The 17833-nt window shown below is 35.8% G+C and carries 15 protein-coding genes and 1 pseudogene; 8 read left to right on the top strand and 8 right to left on the bottom strand.

Annotated elements, in window-relative coordinates; translation table 11 throughout:
• Positions 1-118: 118 nt before the first annotated feature.
• Positions 119-1372 carry a tyrosine--tRNA ligase gene (tyrS, locus tag MF1_RS03330; protein WP_161510463.1) on the bottom strand — a complete coding sequence of 418 codons (1254 nt, stop codon included), beginning with the start codon at positions 1370-1372 and terminating at the stop codon, positions 119-121.
• Positions 1373-1666: 294 nt separating this feature from the next.
• The gene (locus MF1_RS03325) at positions 1667-2347 is read right to left on the bottom strand and encodes an alpha/beta hydrolase (protein ID WP_161510462.1); all 681 of its coding nucleotides are present in this window, start codon (positions 2345-2347) and stop codon (positions 1667-1669) included.
• A 171-nt stretch (positions 2348-2518) separates the two neighbouring features.
• Here MF1_RS03325 and MF1_RS03320 point away from each other — a divergent pair, with 171 nt between their 5' ends.
• From MF1_RS03320 to MF1_RS03295, 6 genes are all read left to right on the top strand, one after another.
• A complete protein-coding gene (locus MF1_RS03320; RefSeq protein WP_161510461.1) occupies positions 2519-3664 on the top strand; it encodes a cysteine desulfurase family protein in 1146 nt (381 codons plus the stop codon).
• 157 nt (positions 3665-3821) lie between these two features.
• Entirely contained in the window at positions 3822-5333 is a 1512-nt protein-coding gene (gene sufB / locus MF1_RS03315) for a Fe-S cluster assembly protein SufB (protein WP_161510460.1), read from the top strand.
• A gap of 48 nt (positions 5334-5381) precedes the next feature.
• The gene (gene sufC, locus MF1_RS03310; RefSeq protein WP_161510459.1) at positions 5382-6137 is read left to right on the top strand and encodes a Fe-S cluster assembly ATPase SufC; all 756 of its coding nucleotides are present in this window, start codon (positions 5382-5384) and stop codon (positions 6135-6137) included.
• An 11-nt stretch (positions 6138-6148) separates the two neighbouring features.
• On the top strand, positions 6149-7417 hold the full coding sequence (gene sufD / locus MF1_RS03305) for a Fe-S cluster assembly protein SufD (protein ID WP_161510458.1): 1269 nt from the start codon (positions 6149-6151) through the stop codon (positions 7415-7417).
• 10 nt (positions 7418-7427) lie between these two features.
• Entirely contained in the window at positions 7428-8672 is a 1245-nt protein-coding gene (locus tag MF1_RS03300) for an aminotransferase class V-fold PLP-dependent enzyme (RefSeq protein ID WP_042995573.1), read from the top strand.
• A complete protein-coding gene (locus MF1_RS03295) occupies positions 8665-9069 on the top strand; it encodes an SUF system Fe-S cluster assembly protein (protein ID WP_011179360.1) in 405 nt (134 codons plus the stop codon). Before MF1_RS03300 ends, MF1_RS03295 begins: the two co-directional genes overlap by 8 nt.
• Before the next feature lie 639 nt (positions 9070-9708).
• Here the strand turns inward: MF1_RS03295 and MF1_RS03290 are convergent.
• The 3 genes from MF1_RS03290 to MF1_RS03280 all read right to left on the bottom strand — a co-directional run bounded on the left by MF1_RS03290 (position 9709) and on the right by MF1_RS03280 (position 12234).
• Positions 9709-10035, bottom strand: coding sequence for a hypothetical protein (locus MF1_RS03290; protein WP_161510457.1), 327 nt, complete (start codon positions 10033-10035; stop codon positions 9709-9711).
• The gene (locus MF1_RS06835) at positions 10013-10357 is read right to left on the bottom strand and encodes a hypothetical protein (RefSeq protein WP_161510456.1); all 345 of its coding nucleotides are present in this window, start codon (positions 10355-10357) and stop codon (positions 10013-10015) included. Before MF1_RS06835 ends, MF1_RS03290 begins: the two co-directional genes overlap by 23 nt.
• A gap of 650 nt (positions 10358-11007) precedes the next feature.
• Entirely contained in the window at positions 11008-12234 is a 1227-nt protein-coding gene (locus MF1_RS03280; RefSeq protein WP_014924061.1) for a UbiH/UbiF family hydroxylase, read from the bottom strand.
• A 120-nt stretch (positions 12235-12354) separates the two neighbouring features.
• Here MF1_RS03280 and pcsA point away from each other — a divergent pair, with 120 nt between their 5' ends.
• Both pcsA and MF1_RS03270 read left to right on the top strand, forming a co-directional pair.
• Positions 12355-13155 carry a phosphatidylcholine synthase gene (gene pcsA, locus MF1_RS03275; protein WP_014924062.1) on the top strand — a complete coding sequence of 267 codons (801 nt, stop codon included), beginning with the start codon at positions 12355-12357 and terminating at the stop codon, positions 13153-13155.
• A gap of 46 nt (positions 13156-13201) precedes the next feature.
• Positions 13202-13623 (top strand): annotated as a pseudogene (locus MF1_RS03270) (enoyl-CoA hydratase/isomerase family protein); the annotation flags it as partial.
• A 1061-nt stretch (positions 13624-14684) separates the two neighbouring features.
• On the opposite strand, the gene MF1_RS03265 reads toward MF1_RS03270, so the two are convergent.
• The 3 genes from MF1_RS03265 to metG are packed head-to-tail and all read right to left on the bottom strand — an operon-like array spanning position 14685 to position 17830.
• Complete coding sequence (locus MF1_RS03265) at positions 14685-15497, bottom strand: MBL fold metallo-hydrolase (RefSeq protein ID WP_161510455.1); 813 nt, start codon at positions 15495-15497, stop codon at positions 14685-14687.
• Positions 15498-15507: 10 nt separating this feature from the next.
• Entirely contained in the window at positions 15508-16281 is a 774-nt protein-coding gene (locus MF1_RS03260) for a TatD family hydrolase (protein WP_042995374.1), read from the bottom strand.
• Complete coding sequence (gene metG, locus MF1_RS03255) at positions 16271-17830, bottom strand: methionine--tRNA ligase (protein ID WP_161510454.1); 1560 nt, start codon at positions 17828-17830, stop codon at positions 16271-16273. The genes MF1_RS03260 and metG overlap by 11 nt, the downstream gene beginning before the upstream one ends.
• Positions 17831-17833: the final 3 nt, after the last annotated feature.

The raw sequence follows: 17833 nt of genomic DNA, 5'->3' as shown, positions 1-17833 counted from the left end.
TAGTTGTACAGAGCGCATTATATTATAAGAATTGAATGGAGAAAATAAGATCAGCATGAGAAGTATAAGCATTGTGCGCCAGACAAATATAAAATGGGAACAAAAAATCATAAATAGATTATAGCGGTTTTATCAAAACATGTTTTTTCTTACCGAAGGAAAGTTTAATTATTCCTTGTGCATTAATATCTTCTTCAAGAATAAGACATGTTTCATCCTCAACAATTTGATCATTGACACGGATACCTCCCCCTTGAATATGTCGCCGTGCTTCACTGTTCGATTTTGCTAATCCTGCTTGTACTAGAAGAGCCAACAATCCAGTACCCGTTTTTAAGTCTGAAGCGTTGATTTCGATAGTTGGAAGATTTTCTCCGAATGTTTTTTCTTCAAAAGTTTTACGAGCAGTTTTTGCTGCTGTATTCGCAAGATCGCGTCCGTGTAACATTGCTGTAATTTCTGTTGCAAGAATTTTCTTTGCTTCATTAATTTCAGTCCCTTGTAATGCAGAAAGTTTGAGAATCTCATCCATTGGTAGTGTGGTATAAAGCTTTAAAAATCTTGTAACATCAGAATCTTCTGTGTTGCGCCAATATTGCCAGAATTGATAAGGTGAAAGCATATCGGCATTAAGCCATACAGCTCCGTTCAACGACTTACCCATTTTTGCACCGGAAGAAGTTGTCAGCAATGGTGAAGTAAATGCATATAACTGTGGCGTTCCTAAGCGGTGTCCTAACTCGATTCCGTTGATAATATTGCCCCATTGATCAGAGCCACCCATTTGCATACGGAGCCCATAACGCTTATAAAGCTCAACAAAATCATACGCTTGTAGGATCATATAATTAAATTCTAGGAATGATAAAGAATGTTCGCGTTCAAGTCTGAGTCTGACAGAATCAAATGACAACATACGGTTAATGGAAAAATGTTTTCCTACATCACGCAAAAATTCCAAGTAATTTAACTTGCACAACCATTCAGCATTATTGATGATACATGCGTCGGTTTCTTTCTCACCGAATGTTAAATAGTTAGCAAATACCTTTTTAATACTAGCGATGTTTGTAGCAATATCATCTTGTGTCAGAAGGGGTCGCGCTTCGTCCTTGAAGGAAGGATCACCGATCAATCCTGTTCCTCCACCCATCAAAGCAATGGGCCGATGACCGGTTTTTTGTAACCAATGAAGCATCATAATTTGAAGAAGACTTCCGGCATGGAGACTCGACGCTGTAGGATCAAATCCAATATAGGCGCTTACAACTTCTTTTGAAAAAAGAGCATCTAAGCCTTTTTCATCCGAAATTTGGTGGATAAAACCACGTTCACTCATAATGTGTAAAAAATCAGATTTAAAGGCAAGCACGGATTTTATTTCCTGATGAATATTGTATTTGTTTATAATAGACCTTTAATGAGCTCTCTCTAGCATAAATGGTACATCTTTCACAAGAGAACGAAACATTGCTAGAGAAAAATAACACAGAGCCTATCTTACTTGGATTCTCTAGGGAGAAGTGTTATCCTTGATATGAAAAGATATGTTTTCTTTATCCTTAAACGCAAGTAATATGAAGGAAAGCTATAAAAAGCATTAAAAAACAAGCGGCATATTTGTTATCGGAATGTTTTTTTCATTTTTTATAAATTTCCAGCATTTTTAAGTAAGTGAAAGTATTTCAGATGAAGGAATGAGAAATTCATTTGTCATATGATTATCCAAATATTGTGCACATCGTTCAATAAGTTCTTGAGTGCACCCGCTAAAAAAGTGATTAGCACCTTCCAGTATTTCTTGTGTAATGATGATGCCTTTTTGCATTTTCAACTTATCTACAAGTGTTTGAACATCTTTGGGGGGAGCGACCTTATCGATATCACCATGAATTATGAGTCCAGAGGAGGGACAAGGAGCAAGAAATGAAAAGTCATAAATATTAGGTTGAGGAGCAACGGATATAAAACTCTCAATTTCTGGTCTGCGCATTAAGAGTTGCATACCAATCCAGGCACCAAATGAATATCCCGCTACCCAGCAATTTTTAGAATCAGGATGCTGTGTTTGCACCCAGTCGAGTGCAGCAGCGGCATCTGAAAGTTCTCCTATTCCATAATCAAATTCACCCTGACTGCGACCAATACCACGAAAGTTAAAACGCAATGTCGTAAAGCCACGTTGTTGAAACATGTAGAATAGATCATAAACAATTTTATTGTTCATTGTTCCACCAAATTGTGGATGAGGATGCAAAATAATTGCAATTGGTGCATTTTTTTGTTGTGAAGGTTGATAACGTCCTTCAAGCCGACCTGCGGGACCGTTAAAAATAATTTCTGGCATTAAATGCTCCTTAAATGCTATGAAGGCTTTCATGAACCTTAGCTTATTCTATTTTTACATGATTATTTATTTTCATGAACCGTTAGATATTCTGTTTTGAGTGCATTTTTCAAGAAAATTGCACGACTTTTTTTAAAATCAATTCTTAAAGATTAATGATTGCGATGTAAAATGGTTGTAAAACGCCGGTATTTTGATCATAACGCGACAACACCGCTCACAAAAATGGCACGGATGGCATTATTGGAATCTCTAAAGATATTTGGTAATCCATCATCAGTCCATACGGAAGGACGTGCTGCTAAAGCTTTATTGCAAAAAGCGCGTCGGCAAATTGCTGAGAGGCTCAGTACAAAGCCAGATCATGTTGTATTTACATCTGGTGCGAGTGAAGCAGCAATGACCTTATTAACACCCTTTTATAATATGGGGAGTTCACAGGTTAGATTTTCTCACCTTTACATTGGGGCGACTGAACATCCATCTATTGCAGAAGGAGGACGTTTTTCTAAAGAGCTGACAAGCGTAGTTTCTGTTGATCGAGATGGTCTTATTCAACAAGATCGCTTAACAGCTCTCTTAACAGCTCATGATAACACAAAAGGGCTCCCTCTTGTTGCTATTCAAGCCGCAAATAGTGAAACTGGTGTTATCCAAAAAATAAAAGAAATAGCTGCTATCGTTCGGAATGCTGGGGGCATTCTTATTGTTGATTTGACGCAATATGTAGACAAAAATTTTGTTGATATTAATCAGATGGGGGGAGATTTTTTTATATTGTCTGCACATAAAATTGGTGGACCTAAAGGAATTGGTGCTTTTGTTTCATGTGGTAACCTTCTCATGCCAGATCCTCTTATTGTTGGAGGGGGACAAGAAAAAGGTTTGCGTGGAGGAACAGAAGCGTTACCGCTTATTGCTGCTTTTGGGGCAGCAATGGCTGATTGCTTCACGCAAGAGGAAATAAAGCAGTTAATGCATTTACGCAATAAATTAGAAGATGGACTACAGAAAATAAGTCATGATATTGAAATTTTTGGCAAAAGAGTTCAGCGATTGCCAAATACCACTTATTTTGCTGTGCGAAATATAAAAGCTGAAACTATGCAAATTGGTTTTGATCTTGCAGGGTTTTCTGTATCAGCAGGTTCTGCTTGTTCTTCGGGAAAAGTAAAACAAAGCCATGTCTTGGAAGCAATGGGATATCATGTTCCAAATGGTGCAATTCGCATTTCAACAGGACGGTGTACAACTTCTAAAAGCATTGATGATTTTTTATTGTTTTTTTCTCAAATTGTAAATAAGAGAGAGAGGTAAAATTTATAAGAATTAGAATTATTTTAAAAATAAAATAAGCGTGATTGAAATTTTCCCACTTTGCATATAGCCTAGAAAATGGATTGCTTGCTTCAAGCTTTTAAAAACAAGACCTTTAGTCACCGATTCTCGATGCGAAAAAGAATGGAGAAAGTTTATGCCGGCAGTACAAGAAACAATACGCCAGGTACATGAAATAGGTGTTGATCAATATAAATACGGTTTCGAAACAAAAATTAAAACAGAGAAAGCTCCAAAAGGTTTAAACGAAGATATCATCAGATTTATTTCTGCTAAAAAACGTGAGCCTGAATGGATGCTAACATGGCGTTTACAAGCTTTTCACCGTTGGTTGATAATGCAAGAGCCTGATTGGGCACGTGTTGAATACCCCCAAATTGATTTTCAGGGGCTTCATTATTATGCTGCTCCTAAAAATCATACAGGACCAAAATCTTTGGAGGAAGTGGATCCTGAATTGTTGGCAACATATGAAAAACTTGGCATTCCTCTCAAAGAGCAAGAGATTTTGGCAGGGGTGAGAAAACAGTCCGACCTCTCTACTTTTGATGATAGGATTTATGCATCAGGACACGTGGCTGTTGATGCGGTCTTTGATTCTGTTTCTGTTGTGACAACATTTAAAAAAGAGTTAGCACGTGCTGGTGTTATTTTTTGCTCTATTTCAGAAGCGATTATCGAACATCCTACTCTTATTAAGGAATATTTAGGAACAGTTGTGCCAGCGGGTGATAATTTTTATGCTGCCTTAAATGCAGCTGTCTTCACAGATGGCTCATTTGTTTATATTCCCAAAGGGGTTCGTTGTCCTATGGAGCTTTCAACCTATTTTAGGATTAATGAACGCAATACAGGCCAATTTGAGCGAACATTGATTATTGCAGATGAAAATTCTTACGTTTCTTATCTTGAAGGGTGTACAGCACCTCAACGTGATGAAAACCAGCTTCATGCTGCTGTTGTTGAGCTTGTTGCGCTCAAAAATGCAGAAATTAAGTATTCTACAGTACAAAATTGGTACCCTGGCGATAAAGATGGAAAGGGTGGTATTTATAATTTTGTTACAAAGCGCGGAGATTGTCGGGGCGATAATTCTAAAATTTCATGGACACAGATTGAGACCGGTTCTGCGATTACTTGGAAATATCCGTCTTGCTTACTGCGTGGTGATAATTCACGTGGAGAGTTTCATTCTATTGCTGTTGCAAATGGTTACCAACAAATTGATTCCGGTACAAAAATGGTTCATTTAGGGAAAAATACATCAAGTCGTATTGTTTCCAAAGGAATTTCTGCTGGTTTTGCAAATAACACTTATCGGGGACAAGTTATAGCACATAGAAAAGCGCAGAATGCGCGTAATTTTACGCAATGTGATAGTTTGTTAATCGGCAATGATTGTGGTGCCCATACAGTGCCTTACATTGAAGCAAAAAATGCGACAGCTCAGTTTGAACATGAAGCAACGACATCAAAAATTTCTGATGACCAGCTTTTTTATGTTATGCAGCGGGGAATTCCTGAAGAAGAAGCTATCGCCTTAATTGTGAATGGTTTTGTAAAAGAGGTCATTCAAAAACTTCCAATGGAATTTGTTGTTGAAGCACAGAAGCTCATTGGTATTAGCCTTGAAGGTAGTGTGGGATAATTGTTTTAGGTAAATAGCGCATTTGAGGCAAAACAGCAGGATTAAATTATGTTAGAGATAAAAAATTTGCGTGCCCGTATTGTTGGGACCGATACAGAAGTTATTCGTGGTTTGAACTTGACTGTTCAAGATGGTGAAGTTGCTGCTATTATGGGACAGAATGGGGCAGGAAAATCTACCTTGTCTTATTTGCTTGCTGGTCGTGATGATTATGAAGTGATAGAAGGCGATATCCTTTATAATGGAAAGTCACTTTTAGAAATAGATCCAGCAGAGCGTGCTGTATATGGCGTTTTTCTTGCATTTCAATATCCAATGGAAATACCTGGAGTGTCAATGATGGAATTTTTAAAAGTTGCGATGAATTCTCAACGCAAAGCGCGTGGTAATGAAGAACTTAAAATTCCTGAATTTATAAAATGTGTTAAAGAAACTTCTTCCAAACTTAAAATAGATATGAATATGTTAAAACGTCCATTAAATGTAGGTTTTTCAGGTGGAGAAAAAAAACGCGCTGAAATTTTGCAAATGGCGCTTCTTGAACCTAAACTTTGCATTTTAGATGAAACGGATTCTGGTTTAGATGTTGATGCACTAAAAATTGTTGCAGATGGTGTTAATAAACTCCGTGATTCAAAGCGTTCATTTTTGGTTATTACGCACTACCAACGCCTGCTTAATTATATTATTCCTGATACGGTACATGTTCTTTATAAAGGACGTGTTATTAAAAGCGGAGATAAATCATTAGCGCTTTATTTAGAACAAAATGGATATTCTGACATTATCAATGAAGCGGCTTGAGGCCATTGAATATGAATATGAACTCACAGCAAGAATTGTTGGCAGCTGAAAAAGAGATTATCAATAATTTCAATCAATGTATGAGCTCTTTACCTGGCGATAGAGTAGTGCAGGCTGTTCGCAAAAAAGCTATTGAATTGTTTAAAACAGAACGACTTCCTTCACGTAAAATTGAAAGTTGGCATTATACTAACCTGCGTACATTATTGAAGTCTGTGAATGATTTTTCAAAAGTAAATGATGAGGAATTTGTCAATGCATTACTTTCAAAAAGTGCTGTTTTTTCTATTAAGAATGGAAAAACAGCTACCCAGTCAAAGGTAGAAAATATTACAGCAAAACGTCTTGTAGATGCATTAAAAGAAAATTCTATAAAAATAGATCAAATAATTTCTGATGAAGATTTTATTGGACAATTAAATACGGCTTTTGTTACGGATGGTTGGCTTTTTCGCGTTCCTGAAAATACAAAATTAAATATTCCTATTGAATTACAAAATATTCAAATGGGTGGACAATCTCATATTTTTTCAGACATAAAAATGGGTAAAAACAGTCAAGCTGTATTTGTTGAACATCAGATTGGCAATGATAGAGAAACCTTTGTCAGTTCGATATTTTCATTAGATATTGCGGCTTATAGCGATGTTACATGGATTCTTATTCGGGATCGTGGTTTCTATTCTACACAATTTGCTAGGTTTCGGGCTGTCCTTGGCCCAAGCGCTAAATTGTCACTTTATGTAATTAATATAGGCAGTCAACTTAATCGTCAGGAAATTGATGTTGAATTACAAGGAGAAAAATCTGATTTTCAATTACGAGTAATAAATTTGCTTTCTGGACAGACACACAGCGATCTTACGATGAGTGTTCGTCACGTTGAAGAAAAATCAACTTCAACCGAAATTATACGCAATGTGGTTACGAATAAGGCAGTTGGTGTATTTCAGGGAATAATACGTGTTGCTCAAAAGGCTCAAAAAACAGATGCGCACATGGCCTGTAATAGTCTCATTCTTTCAGATGATGCAGAATTTTATGCAAAGCCTGAACTAGAAATTTTTGCTGATAATGTTGCGTGTGGCCATGGTGCAACAATTGCCAATATTAATCATGATCATCTTTTTTATCTCATGGCGCGTGGTGTCCCTTTTAAAACTGCTCGTGCACTTTTAATTAAAGGATTTGTCTCTGAGCTGCTTGATGACATCAAGCAGTATAATATTCAAACTATTTTGGAAAATATCATTGGCAAGTGGTTAGACAAAAATGTTTAAGGTGGAAAAAATGGAAAATAACGTCCAAACATTAAATTATAATGTAGAAAAAATTCGACGTGATTTTCCTCTTTTGCACCGTAATGTTTATGGAAAGCGATTAGCTTATCTTGACAGTGGAGCCTCTGCCCAAAAACCACAATCAGTCCTCAATGCAATGAATGATTGTTACCGATACAGTTATGCCAATGTACATAGAGGAATATATTTTTTAGCGAATGCAGCAACACAATCTTATGAAAATGCTCGTGAAACGGTTCGTGCTTTTTTAAATGCTCAACTAACTAAGGAAATTGTTTTTACGAAAAACGCAACGGAAGCTATCAATACAGTTGCTTATGGTTGGGCTATGTCCAAATTAAAGGAAGGTGATGAGATTGTTCTTACGATTATGGAGCATCACTCAAATATTATTCCTTGGCATTTTCTTCGTGAACGAAAAGGGGTTAAGCTCATTTTTGTTCCTATTGATGAAAGTGGTGTTCTCCATATTGAAGATTTCGAAAAGGCTTTAAGTGATAGAACGAAGCTTGTTGCTATTACGCATATGTCAAATGTATTGGGAACTGTTCCTCCTATGAAAGAGGTTATTAACCTAGCACATCAAAATGCCATTCCTGTTCTTGTTGATGGTTCTCAAGGAGTTGTACATTTAACAGTTGATGTGCAAGATCTTGATTGTGATTGGTATGTTTTTACGGGTCATAAGCTTTATGGTCCCACAGGTGTTGGTGTTCTTTATGGTAAGAAACATAGGTTAGAGGAAATGCATCCTTTTCAAGGGGGAGGGGAAATGGTTGAGGGTGTAACGACCGATCATGTTTCTTATAATGTTCTTCCTTACCGCTTTGAAGCAGGAACTCCCCCCATAGTTGAAGCTATTGGATTGGCTGCAGCTATTGATTATATAAAAGAGAAAGATCAAAATACAATTCATGCACATGAAATGGCACTTTTAACTTATGCGCATGAAAAACTTAAAACGGTTGAGTCATTACATATTTATGGCCTTTCTCCAAATAAAGGAGCTATTTTATCATTTGCAATTGAAGGGATTCATGCACATGATATTGCAATGTTTGTTGATAGAAAAGGGGTTGCTATACGTGCAGGAACACATTGTGCACAGCCTTTATTACAACGCTTTGGCTTAACATCTATTTGTCGTGCATCGTTAGCCATGTATAATACCTATGAAGATATTGATCAGTTAGTAGAGGCATTAGAAGAAGCAAGGATATTTTTTAATGGCTGAAACAATTGAAGAGTGTCACTCTACAGAATCTATTGAGACTGTGAGAGAAGAAAATAAAAAATCTTACATATCAGTAATTCCAGCAGACGAAATTGATCGTATGACGAATGATATTATTGCTGCTCTCAAAACGGTTTATGATCCAGAAATTCCTGCTGATATTTATGAGCTAGGATTGATTTATCGTATTGATATTGAAGATGATCGTTCAGTAAAAATTGAAATGACACTCACTGCACCCGGATGCCCTGTTGCAGGTGAAATGCCGGGTTGGGTAGAAAATGCCGTAAGTGCAGTTGAAGGTGTTCTCAGTGTTGAAGTCACCATGACTTTTGATCCACCATGGACACCTGATTGTATGTCAGAAGAAGCGCAAGTTGCTGTCGGATGGTATTAAAAGTTACTATTTATGAATACATTGTTCATTTTTCGTAAGCATTTAAATTTAGAGATAGTTGCATGAGTTATAATAAATAAAAAAGCGTTTCAATAAGAGTATACAGGTAAGGTAAAATGTCTCTATATCGATCTGCCTTGTAATACAGGCAATACATTCGAAATATTATAACAATGGTTTAGAGGATTAGCATTCCGTATGGTTGATTCTTATGAGGGACACATTAGAGCTGCTCTACATTGCATTTACTAACAGGTGATGGGAAGTATTTGGATATCGATTGACTGAGCACGCCTCCCTTAAAGTCAGGGTGGACGAAATTTTTAATTTTGTCAATTGTCATTTAGCAAAAGAAATATGTTCCACAAAATGCTACAGAGTAGTTTTTCAGATAATCATAATTTTGTGATAGTTTATGCCAAAGATAAAACAGTTTGGCGACCTAATTTGCTTCCTCGTTCAACTGCTAAGGAATTTTTATAACTTAACTAGTACTTTATCCACCTTATAATGCGGATTTCATCAAAAATTAGAATATATAACTTATTGATTATCTTTGTTTTATAAAGTTGTTTTTGTGCATGGGCAAGGTAAATGACGAAAATTTTCTACTTATTATGAAATTTGTAAGAAAAATAACTATCGTGATGTATATAAGTCGTCCATAAAAACATAAAATGTGCAGATAAAAACACCTATTGTTGATCCTATCATCGCACCACTTATCATTCCAGCGGAAAGTGTTACACGGATACCCATTGCGATAATTGGACCAAATCCTGGCAAAGCAATATAACCATAAGCTGCGAGAAGTGCTGCGATTCCTCCTGATACACCACCATTTAGACCTCCAATGAAAGCGGGCTCTTTAATAGAATGACAGATTTTTTTTAAAAAATTTTTCTCACGAATATGCGAATCAACATTGCTATAAGTTTTAGAATCAATCATGTTTTTTTCTTTCATTCTGGATGCTAACTGTTCCAGAATAATCGACTGATATGAGAAAATGACACTTTTTAAATTCTACTAAAGTGCGCCAAATACCTTTGTCATCTAAACGCAATCTTTTAATATTCCTAAAACCATTTTGCATGAGGCAGTTTTTAATTTGCGAAGCAGTAAATGAATTTTGGCCTGGTTTCATGATGTTTTTGGAGGAAGCATATGCGAAGGTTTGACAATGGGAGGTATGGAAAACTTCATTTATTGAAATTGTGACTATAGACGAGATACATACAATCATCATAAAAAAAATAATTAATTTCAAATTCTTATTTAATCTCATCTTATCACCATCATCTTAAAATGATGCTGTATTAACATTTTTATTGCGAACATGTTCCAAAGAATATTTTATTTTCAATGTTATACTTCTTAATGACGCAAAATTTTGAAAATTTACGTTGATTAATTAAAACCGATTTTTCTTCTTTATTCTTGTAAGCAAAAATGAAATGAACATCTGTCTTACAGCCCCGTATCGTTCTCTGCTTGTTCAAATCTGCAGTTATTCATATCGTCAAGGGACTGATTAAAGATAAAGATAAAGATGAAGTATGATAGATTTCACGTATATTGTTTCTTGTGTGATTATGATGCGGTTTCACCAACGCATCTTACCGTTACTGGTGCTAAACCTGATCATATATATTGCTCTAGCTTTGTTCTGACGATTGTTTTTCTTGATGCAGATGGAGTATAGTAAAGATCTGAAAACAGAATTTGCCATTTTTTTGCCATTGATAAAACTGTTTTGCATATTGATATGCACCTAGAGGAGATGTTTGGTTATATGCTAGCTTTGGATTTTTCAAAAGTTTTCTGCAGTGCGGCTTGTGAAAAAGATTTTTAGGAATGGGATTCTTTCGGTATGATAATGCAAGATTTTCATTTTTTACGCGATAAGCCAATACACCAAATCAAGTGCTTATAATATCAATGGAATTGTTTAGGCGATTTGGTTGGAAATATTTGCATAATTTCTTTGAATCCATAACCTGGAGATATTCCTTCTCGCATAAATAAATTACGTAACGGTGAGCAATTACGTAATAATTCAAGCCCGAGGGTCCGCATAATATGAATAGGTAACATGTTAGAAAGTAAAGCAGAGTTGAGTGTATGAACAGATCCACTTCGCATCAATATATCAGGTTTGCGGTATCGATTATAATATGTAACGATCATTTTAGGATTAAAATCGGATATTTTGTTGGGTAAAATATCAATTAAAGTTTGAACATCACGAAACCCTAAATTCAATCCTTGTGCTCCAATAGGAGGAAAAACATGGGCTGCTTCACCCACTAAAATCGTCCGATTGGCGGCAAAATGGTGAGAAATAAGTCCTGAAAGCGGCCATGCTTGAATTGGTGTTTCTAGTGTCAACTTTCCAAGCATTGACTGTATCTGATTTTCGATCACTTTTGCAATTTTTTTTGACCCTAGATGCAACAGTTCTTCAGCACGAGAAGGATGAACAACCCATACAAGACTGGATCTGTGTCCTGGTAGTGGAACTTGTGTAAATGGACCATTTTCTGTGTGAAATTCAGTTGATATATTTTGATGGGAAAAATCATGAGAAAAATTAAGAACGAGTGCTGTTTGCGGATAATTCCATTGTTTAACACCTATACCCGCTGCCGTTCGTGTTAGAGAGTGGCGACCATCAGCAGCAATAACAAGCGATGCTTGAAGAACTCTACCATTTGCAAGAGTAACGCATATGTGATTTTGTTGGTGATGAAATGATTGTGCTGAAGAAAAAAATCTTTTTATATTGGGCGTATGCGTAATAAAATTAGCTAAAGCATTGTTTAATGCTACATTAGGTATGTTATAACCAAAAGCCTCTTCACCAATTTCAGCGGCAGAAAAGTTCACTGTAGGAGCACGCACAATCCTAGAGGTTATATCTATGATTCTAATGGAAGATAAAGCTGCAGCATGGTGTTTGACAATATTCCAAATATTGAGTTTTTGAAGCATCCGAATTGCTGGAATCATAAGAGCGCTTGTCCGTAATTCATCTGCAGGAGCAGGTGGGCCAATAAGAAAAACAGAATACCCCTTATGTGCAAGGCTCAGCGCGGCTAACATACCAACAGGACCTGCACCAATGACAGCAATATCTTTATGCTCGTTTTCTTCAAATGTCATAACTACTTGAGCCTTTTCATATCTAAATGAACAATTTCTTTTTATTGTATAAAATTTTTCTATTATATTATGTAATAAATAATGCGGTATAAAAAAGTAACCTTTTTATGCTTTTGGTAGATGGATGAAGACTTTAGAAACGAGGATAAGAAAACCTTGAAACGGAAGCTAACAAAAAAAATCAAAACTAAGGCTGATCTCTTGCGCCATAAAAAAGTAACGATGCCACAAGCAAAGGCTTTTTCTGTTCATTTACTAACAGCTTCGGGTTCATTTTTAGCATTTCTTTCTCTTATATCCGCCTCTCAAAAAGAGTGGACTGCCATGTTTTGTTGGCTTGGACTTGCACTTCTCGTTGATGGTATTGATGGGCCAATTGCGCGCAAACTTGATGTTAAATACGTGCTTCCAACATGGTCTGGAGAACTCCTGGATAATATCATTGATTACGTGACTTATGTTTTAATTCCAGCTTTTGCACTTTATCAAAGTGGTTTTATGGGGTCAGAATTGTCATTTTTATTAAGTGCTCTCATTGTCATTTCATCAGCTATTTATTACGCAGATACCGGAATGAAAACCAGAGAAAACTTTTTTAAAGGATTTCCTGTAGTTTGGAATATGATGGTTTTCATGCTTTTTGTAGTAAGACCAGGGGAGTGGATTACTTTTACCATTATTACCTTATCGGCAATCATATCTTTTTTACCAATTTATTTCATTCATCCAGTAAGAGTCATTCGTTTGCGTAGGCTTAATTTTTCAATTTTTCTCTTATGGTGCTCTTTTGGTATTACCGCATTCTTTTACCAGCTGAATGCTCCATATTGGGTTAAGGTAGGAATTTCAGTAACAGGCATTTATATGTATTGTATTGGTGCTATCATGCAACTATTTCCCCAATTAGGGATGAAAAAATAATAAAAAAACAATAAGATAGATATTTTAGGAATGATATAAGATGTAAATTGATTTTGGGGTAGGTGATGGCATTTCTTTTACAAAAGAGGGACATGCTGGTATTATAAAGCTCATACGTCTTTCAGCATTAAACGCTCAATCAGATGATGTTTCGTGCATCTTAATTGAAAGAGAGGAGCGTGCTTTCTGTGTCGGTGGAGAATATAGTAGAAACCTACCCTACCATACGGGGAAAACAGCCTCATTAGCGATTTTATATCGCTTAAATGCTGATATTAAACGTTTTCCAAAGCCTTATATTTCTTTCTTAAATGATATTTGGTGGGAGGAGGAGTGGGGGATTTCTATGCACGGTTCACACCGGATTGTTACAGAAAATATACTCTTTGCTATGCCAGAAGCTTCTATAAGCTTTTTTTACCATCTCTTCTCGATTGTTTTGGCGTTTATCTTGCTTTGGCTGGCACATAGATACAATGGGGAGGCTTAAATTTAGGATTAGCAACTCATACAGTTCTTGAAGTTGAATTTATGAAACCGAATTATGAAAATAGAAAACCGCTATGATTAATTCACATGATTTCCATGAAGGTGTGCATGCAATGTTAGATGTGGCAACCGGATAAACTTTAATGATTGATGTTTATTTCCAATCCGTTGAACGAGAATTATTGCTTTGATAAATAGTTTTCAAAAGTGGATTTCCAGGAGTTCTATGGCGCTTAGATCTTATGCCATGGCAATAGCAATTTTTATCAAGTACAACATTGGCTATTGTTTATCCTATTACGTTAATTGGTCTTTGGATGTGTTCGCCATGTATGGTGCAGTGCGGTTTTTACAGAAACATTTATGATAACAACAACATTTATGATAACAACTTTTTTCTATTCTACTTCCATCTATCTGTCGTCACTTGTACCATTATTTTATGGAACATTTAGTATTACGAATTCTTAAATAGCCTTCTTTAAAAAAATCATAGAACTGATGCTGTATTTTTTAAATTTTCGGGCTAGAATTACTAGCCCGATCTTTTTTAAAATTTTTAACAAAAGGGTACCCACCATAAATCCCAGGAACTAGTTGCTTTTGAGCAAAATATCCATAATAATGATGCTACTGTTCCCCAAAGTGCTACTACCATGTAATACATATCCTTTCCATTTCAAAAAATTCCATAATATATATTATGCGATAATATGATAAAGTCCTGATCCAGATAGAATAAAACTTAATTTATACCACATTAATCCAATTTTTGTCACAGAATGACTTAATTAAAACATAATTATGTCAAAAATGTGATATTAATACTTTATATATTGAATATAAAATGTATTTTAAAAATATTGATTAAACTTAAAAATAATATACAGTAATAAAATAAAAACAAAGTAATAATAATTTTCATTTCTTTCATAGATATACAATGGGTAGAAAAAAATTATGTTGAATACACACCTATAATTTGTTGCTTTAGCAGCATAATTATCAATACAAAACGAGATATATTGTTTTATAATTATTTACAAAACTTTTGTTTCAAAAGTAAGTCCTTGATAGGCAGGCTTAACATATGCTGGCACATAATTTATAACCTCATTGTAATCAAGTGATCTATCCATATGCGTTAATATGGCTTGTTTTGGCTTTAAATATTTTATCCATTGCAACGCTTGATCAACAGAAAGATGACTTGGGTGAGATTCAAACTGAAGAGCTTCAATAATTAAAACTTCCAAATTCATTAATTTTTGTAACGTTTTTTCAGGGAATTTACTAACATCTGTACAATAAGCAACATTACCAATACGAAAACCTAAAGAATGGATAGTGCCGTGAAATTGTAAATGCGTCTTGACGGTTATTGTGTCACCCTGCCCCTGAATTATAAATTGACTATCTTCATTGATAAGATGTTCTTTTAAAATGGGTGAATAAAACGAACCTTTTTGGGTTTGAAAACAATAGCTGAAAGCATTTTTTAGATGCTTTAGTGTAAACGCATCGGCATAAATATCTATTAGACATTTTTGTGCAAGTGCATAGCTGCGTAAATCATCAATACCGTGAATATGATCTGCGTGAGAATGTGTATAAAGTGCAGCATCAAGATGATTTACGTGCGCATCGATCATTTGTGATCGAAAATCTGGACCAGTATCAATAACGACAGTCGTTTTTTTTCCTGATGCTTGAATGCGTTCGACTAATAAAGAACTTCTGTAACGTTTGTTTTTGGGGTTATTAGGGTCACAAGCTCCCCAATCACCATTGGGACGTGGGACTCCCGGGGAAGAACCACAGCCTAATATTGTAAATCGGTAGCGATCAAACATACCTTTTACCTTATTTCATTTTATTAAATAAACGAAAAGCATTTTGTGTTGTTATCTGAGCTATTTCTTCAATGGTTAAGCCAATTGTTTCAGCCAAAATAGCTGCTGTATAGCGTACGAAAGATGGCTCATTTGTTTTTCCTCGATGAGGAACAGGTGCTAAAAATGGTGCATCCGTTTCAATCAATAAATGCTTATGAGGCACAATTTTTGCTATTTCACGGATTTCAAGCGCATTTTTGAAAGTCAGAATACCTGAAAAAGAGATATAACCACCAAGTTCAATGCCAGCACGAGCAAGTTGCATCCCAGATGAATAACAATGAAGTACAAATGGAAAAGCCCCTTCTTTTATCTGCTCGCGTAATATTTGCTCCATATCTATATCAGCATTACGTGAATGGATGACAAGAGGGAGCTGTGTTTCTCGAGAAGCGATAATATGCTCTTGGAAAATTTTTCTTTGCTCTTTTGGTGAAGAATAATCATAATGATAGTCAAGACCAGCTTCCCCAAACGCTACAATTTTTGGATGCTTCGATAAATGAATAAGGCTTTCAGCTGTAATATTTTGTTCTTCATAGGCATGATTAGGATGTGTGCCAACGGAACAAAACATTTGGTCATAGGCTTGTGTAATTTCTAAAAGCTTATCCAACTTACGAAGTTGCGTTGAAATCGTTATCATACGTCTAACATTAGCATCTAGGGCTCTTTGGATAACATCATCCAAATCTTGGGAAAAATCCTCAAAGTCGAGATGACAATGTGTATCAATAAACATGATCAATATCGTTTTTCTTAAGAATATAACGGGGAAAGATTGGTTCTGGTGGCGGAAGATCAAGACCTTCTTGAATCTTTGAATGACTAATATGATACAATAATCGATCATTTTTAGAAATTGCAAGGCTATCAAGAAGCTTGGCTGCTGATTGTGGCATAAAAGGCAATAGCATAATTCCTATTTGCCGCAAGATTTCTACAGTTATGTAAAGAACTGTAGAAAATCTTTCTAGATTATTTTTCCTTAAATTCCAAGGTTGTTCGTTGGCAAAATAGCGGTTAGCATCTGCTACGACTGAAAAAATAGCTGAAAGTGCTAAATGCATCTCCTGAGAGGACATGGCTTGGCGTGTAATGTCAAGAGCTTGAAGAGATTGTTTTAAAAGTTGTTCATCTTGAATTAAAAATGCAGCTGGTCGAGGGACTTTTGCATCACAATTTTTAGCAATCATAGACAAAGAGCGTAGTGCTAAATTACCAAGATCATTCGCAAGATCTGCGTTAATGCGATTCACAACATTATCATGCCCATAACTACCATCTTGTCCAAATGGCACTTCACGGAGAAGAAAATAACGTACTTGATCAAGACCATAGTGATCGATCATTTCAAAAGGATCAACAACATTTCCAATGGATTTTGACATTTTTGCACCGCGATTGAGTAAAAAACCATGAGCAAAAACACGCTTAGGCAGTTCAATTCCAGCAGACATTAAGAATGCTGGCCAATAAACTGCGTGAAAACGAATAATATCTTTACCAATGATATGAATATTTGCAGGCCAAAAATCACGTTTTTTTGAATTTCCATCGAAAAAACCAATTGCTGATAGATAGTTCGTGAGTGCATCAACCCAAACGTACATCACATGTTTTGGATTCCCTGGAACACAAATTCCCCAATGAAAACTTGCACGTGAAATGGAAATGTCTTTTAAACCTGATTTGACAAAACTGATAACTTCATTATACCGCTCAAGTGGAGCAATAAAATCAGGGTGTTTTTCATAATGTTCAAGAAGCGCTTTTTCATAACGGGAGAGTCTAAAAAAATAACTTTCTTCTTCATTCCATTCAACTGGAGAGCCTAAATCCTTTTCGCGACGGATGTTGTCTTCTCCAACTTCAGTCTCCTTCTCTTCATAATAAGCTTCCTGACGAATCGAATACCAGCCTTTATAACAGCCAAGATAAATATCGCCATCGGCTTGCATCTTTTTCCAAATTTCCTGACAAGCTTGATAATGGCGCTCTTCTGTCGTACGAATGAAATCATCGTTAGAACAATTTAATGCTGCGAGCATTTTTTTAAATACAGCACTGTTGCGGTCAGCGAGTTGCTTAGGTGTAATACCCAACGCTGCTGCTGTTTGTTGCATCTTTAAACCATGTTCATCCGTACCAGATAGAAAAAATACATTTTTTCCATCTAATCGTTGAAAACGGGCCAAAGCATCGCTTGCAATCGCACTATAGGCATGTCCAATATGTGGAGTGCTATTAGGATAAAAAATCGGAGTTGTTATATAATATGTGTCACGCATGTC

Origin of the sequence: Bartonella quintana, assembly GCF_009936175.1 — a bacterium.
In the GTDB taxonomy this organism is placed as follows: Bacteria; Pseudomonadota; Alphaproteobacteria; order Rhizobiales; family Rhizobiaceae; genus Bartonella; species Bartonella quintana.
The sequence above is the reverse complement of the archived record's forward strand: the minus strand, read 5'-3'. Positions and strand labels throughout refer to the sequence as shown.

Excerpts from the sequence above, each read along its gene's own strand:
- MF1_RS03325 (WP_161510462.1), bottom strand. The coding sequence starts at position 2,347 with ATGCCAGAAATTATTTTTAACGGTCCCGCAGGTCGGCTTGAAGGACGT.
- MF1_RS03320 (WP_161510461.1), top strand. The coding sequence starts at position 2,519 with ATGGTTGTAAAACGCCGGTATTTTGATCATAACGCGACAACACCGCTC.
- sufB (WP_161510460.1), top strand. The coding sequence starts at position 3,822 with ATGCCGGCAGTACAAGAAACAATACGCCAGGTACATGAAATAGGTGTT.
- sufC (WP_161510459.1), top strand. The coding sequence starts at position 5,382 with ATGTTAGAGATAAAAAATTTGCGTGCCCGTATTGTTGGGACCGATACA.
- sufD (WP_161510458.1), top strand. The coding sequence starts at position 6,149 with ATGAATATGAACTCACAGCAAGAATTGTTGGCAGCTGAAAAAGAGATT.
- MF1_RS03300 (WP_042995573.1), top strand. The coding sequence starts at position 7,428 with ATGGAAAATAACGTCCAAACATTAAATTATAATGTAGAAAAAATTCGA.
- MF1_RS03295 (WP_011179360.1), top strand. The coding sequence starts at position 8,665 with ATGGCTGAAACAATTGAAGAGTGTCACTCTACAGAATCTATTGAGACT.
- MF1_RS03290 (WP_161510457.1), bottom strand. The coding sequence starts at position 10,035 with ATGAAAGAAAAAAACATGATTGATTCTAAAACTTATAGCAATGTTGAT.
- MF1_RS06835 (WP_161510456.1), bottom strand. The coding sequence starts at position 10,357 with ATGAGATTAAATAAGAATTTGAAATTAATTATTTTTTTTATGATGATT.
- MF1_RS03280 (WP_014924061.1), bottom strand. The coding sequence starts at position 12,234 with ATGACATTTGAAGAAAACGAGCATAAAGATATTGCTGTCATTGGTGCA.
- pcsA (WP_014924062.1), top strand. The coding sequence starts at position 12,355 with ATGGATGAAGACTTTAGAAACGAGGATAAGAAAACCTTGAAACGGAAG.
- MF1_RS03265 (WP_161510455.1), bottom strand. The coding sequence starts at position 15,497 with ATGTTTGATCGCTACCGATTTACAATATTAGGCTGTGGTTCTTCCCCG.
- MF1_RS03260 (WP_042995374.1), bottom strand. The coding sequence starts at position 16,281 with ATGTTTATTGATACACATTGTCATCTCGACTTTGAGGATTTTTCCCAA.
- metG (WP_161510454.1), bottom strand. The coding sequence starts at position 17,830 with ATGCGTGACACATATTATATAACAACTCCGATTTTTTATCCTAATAGC.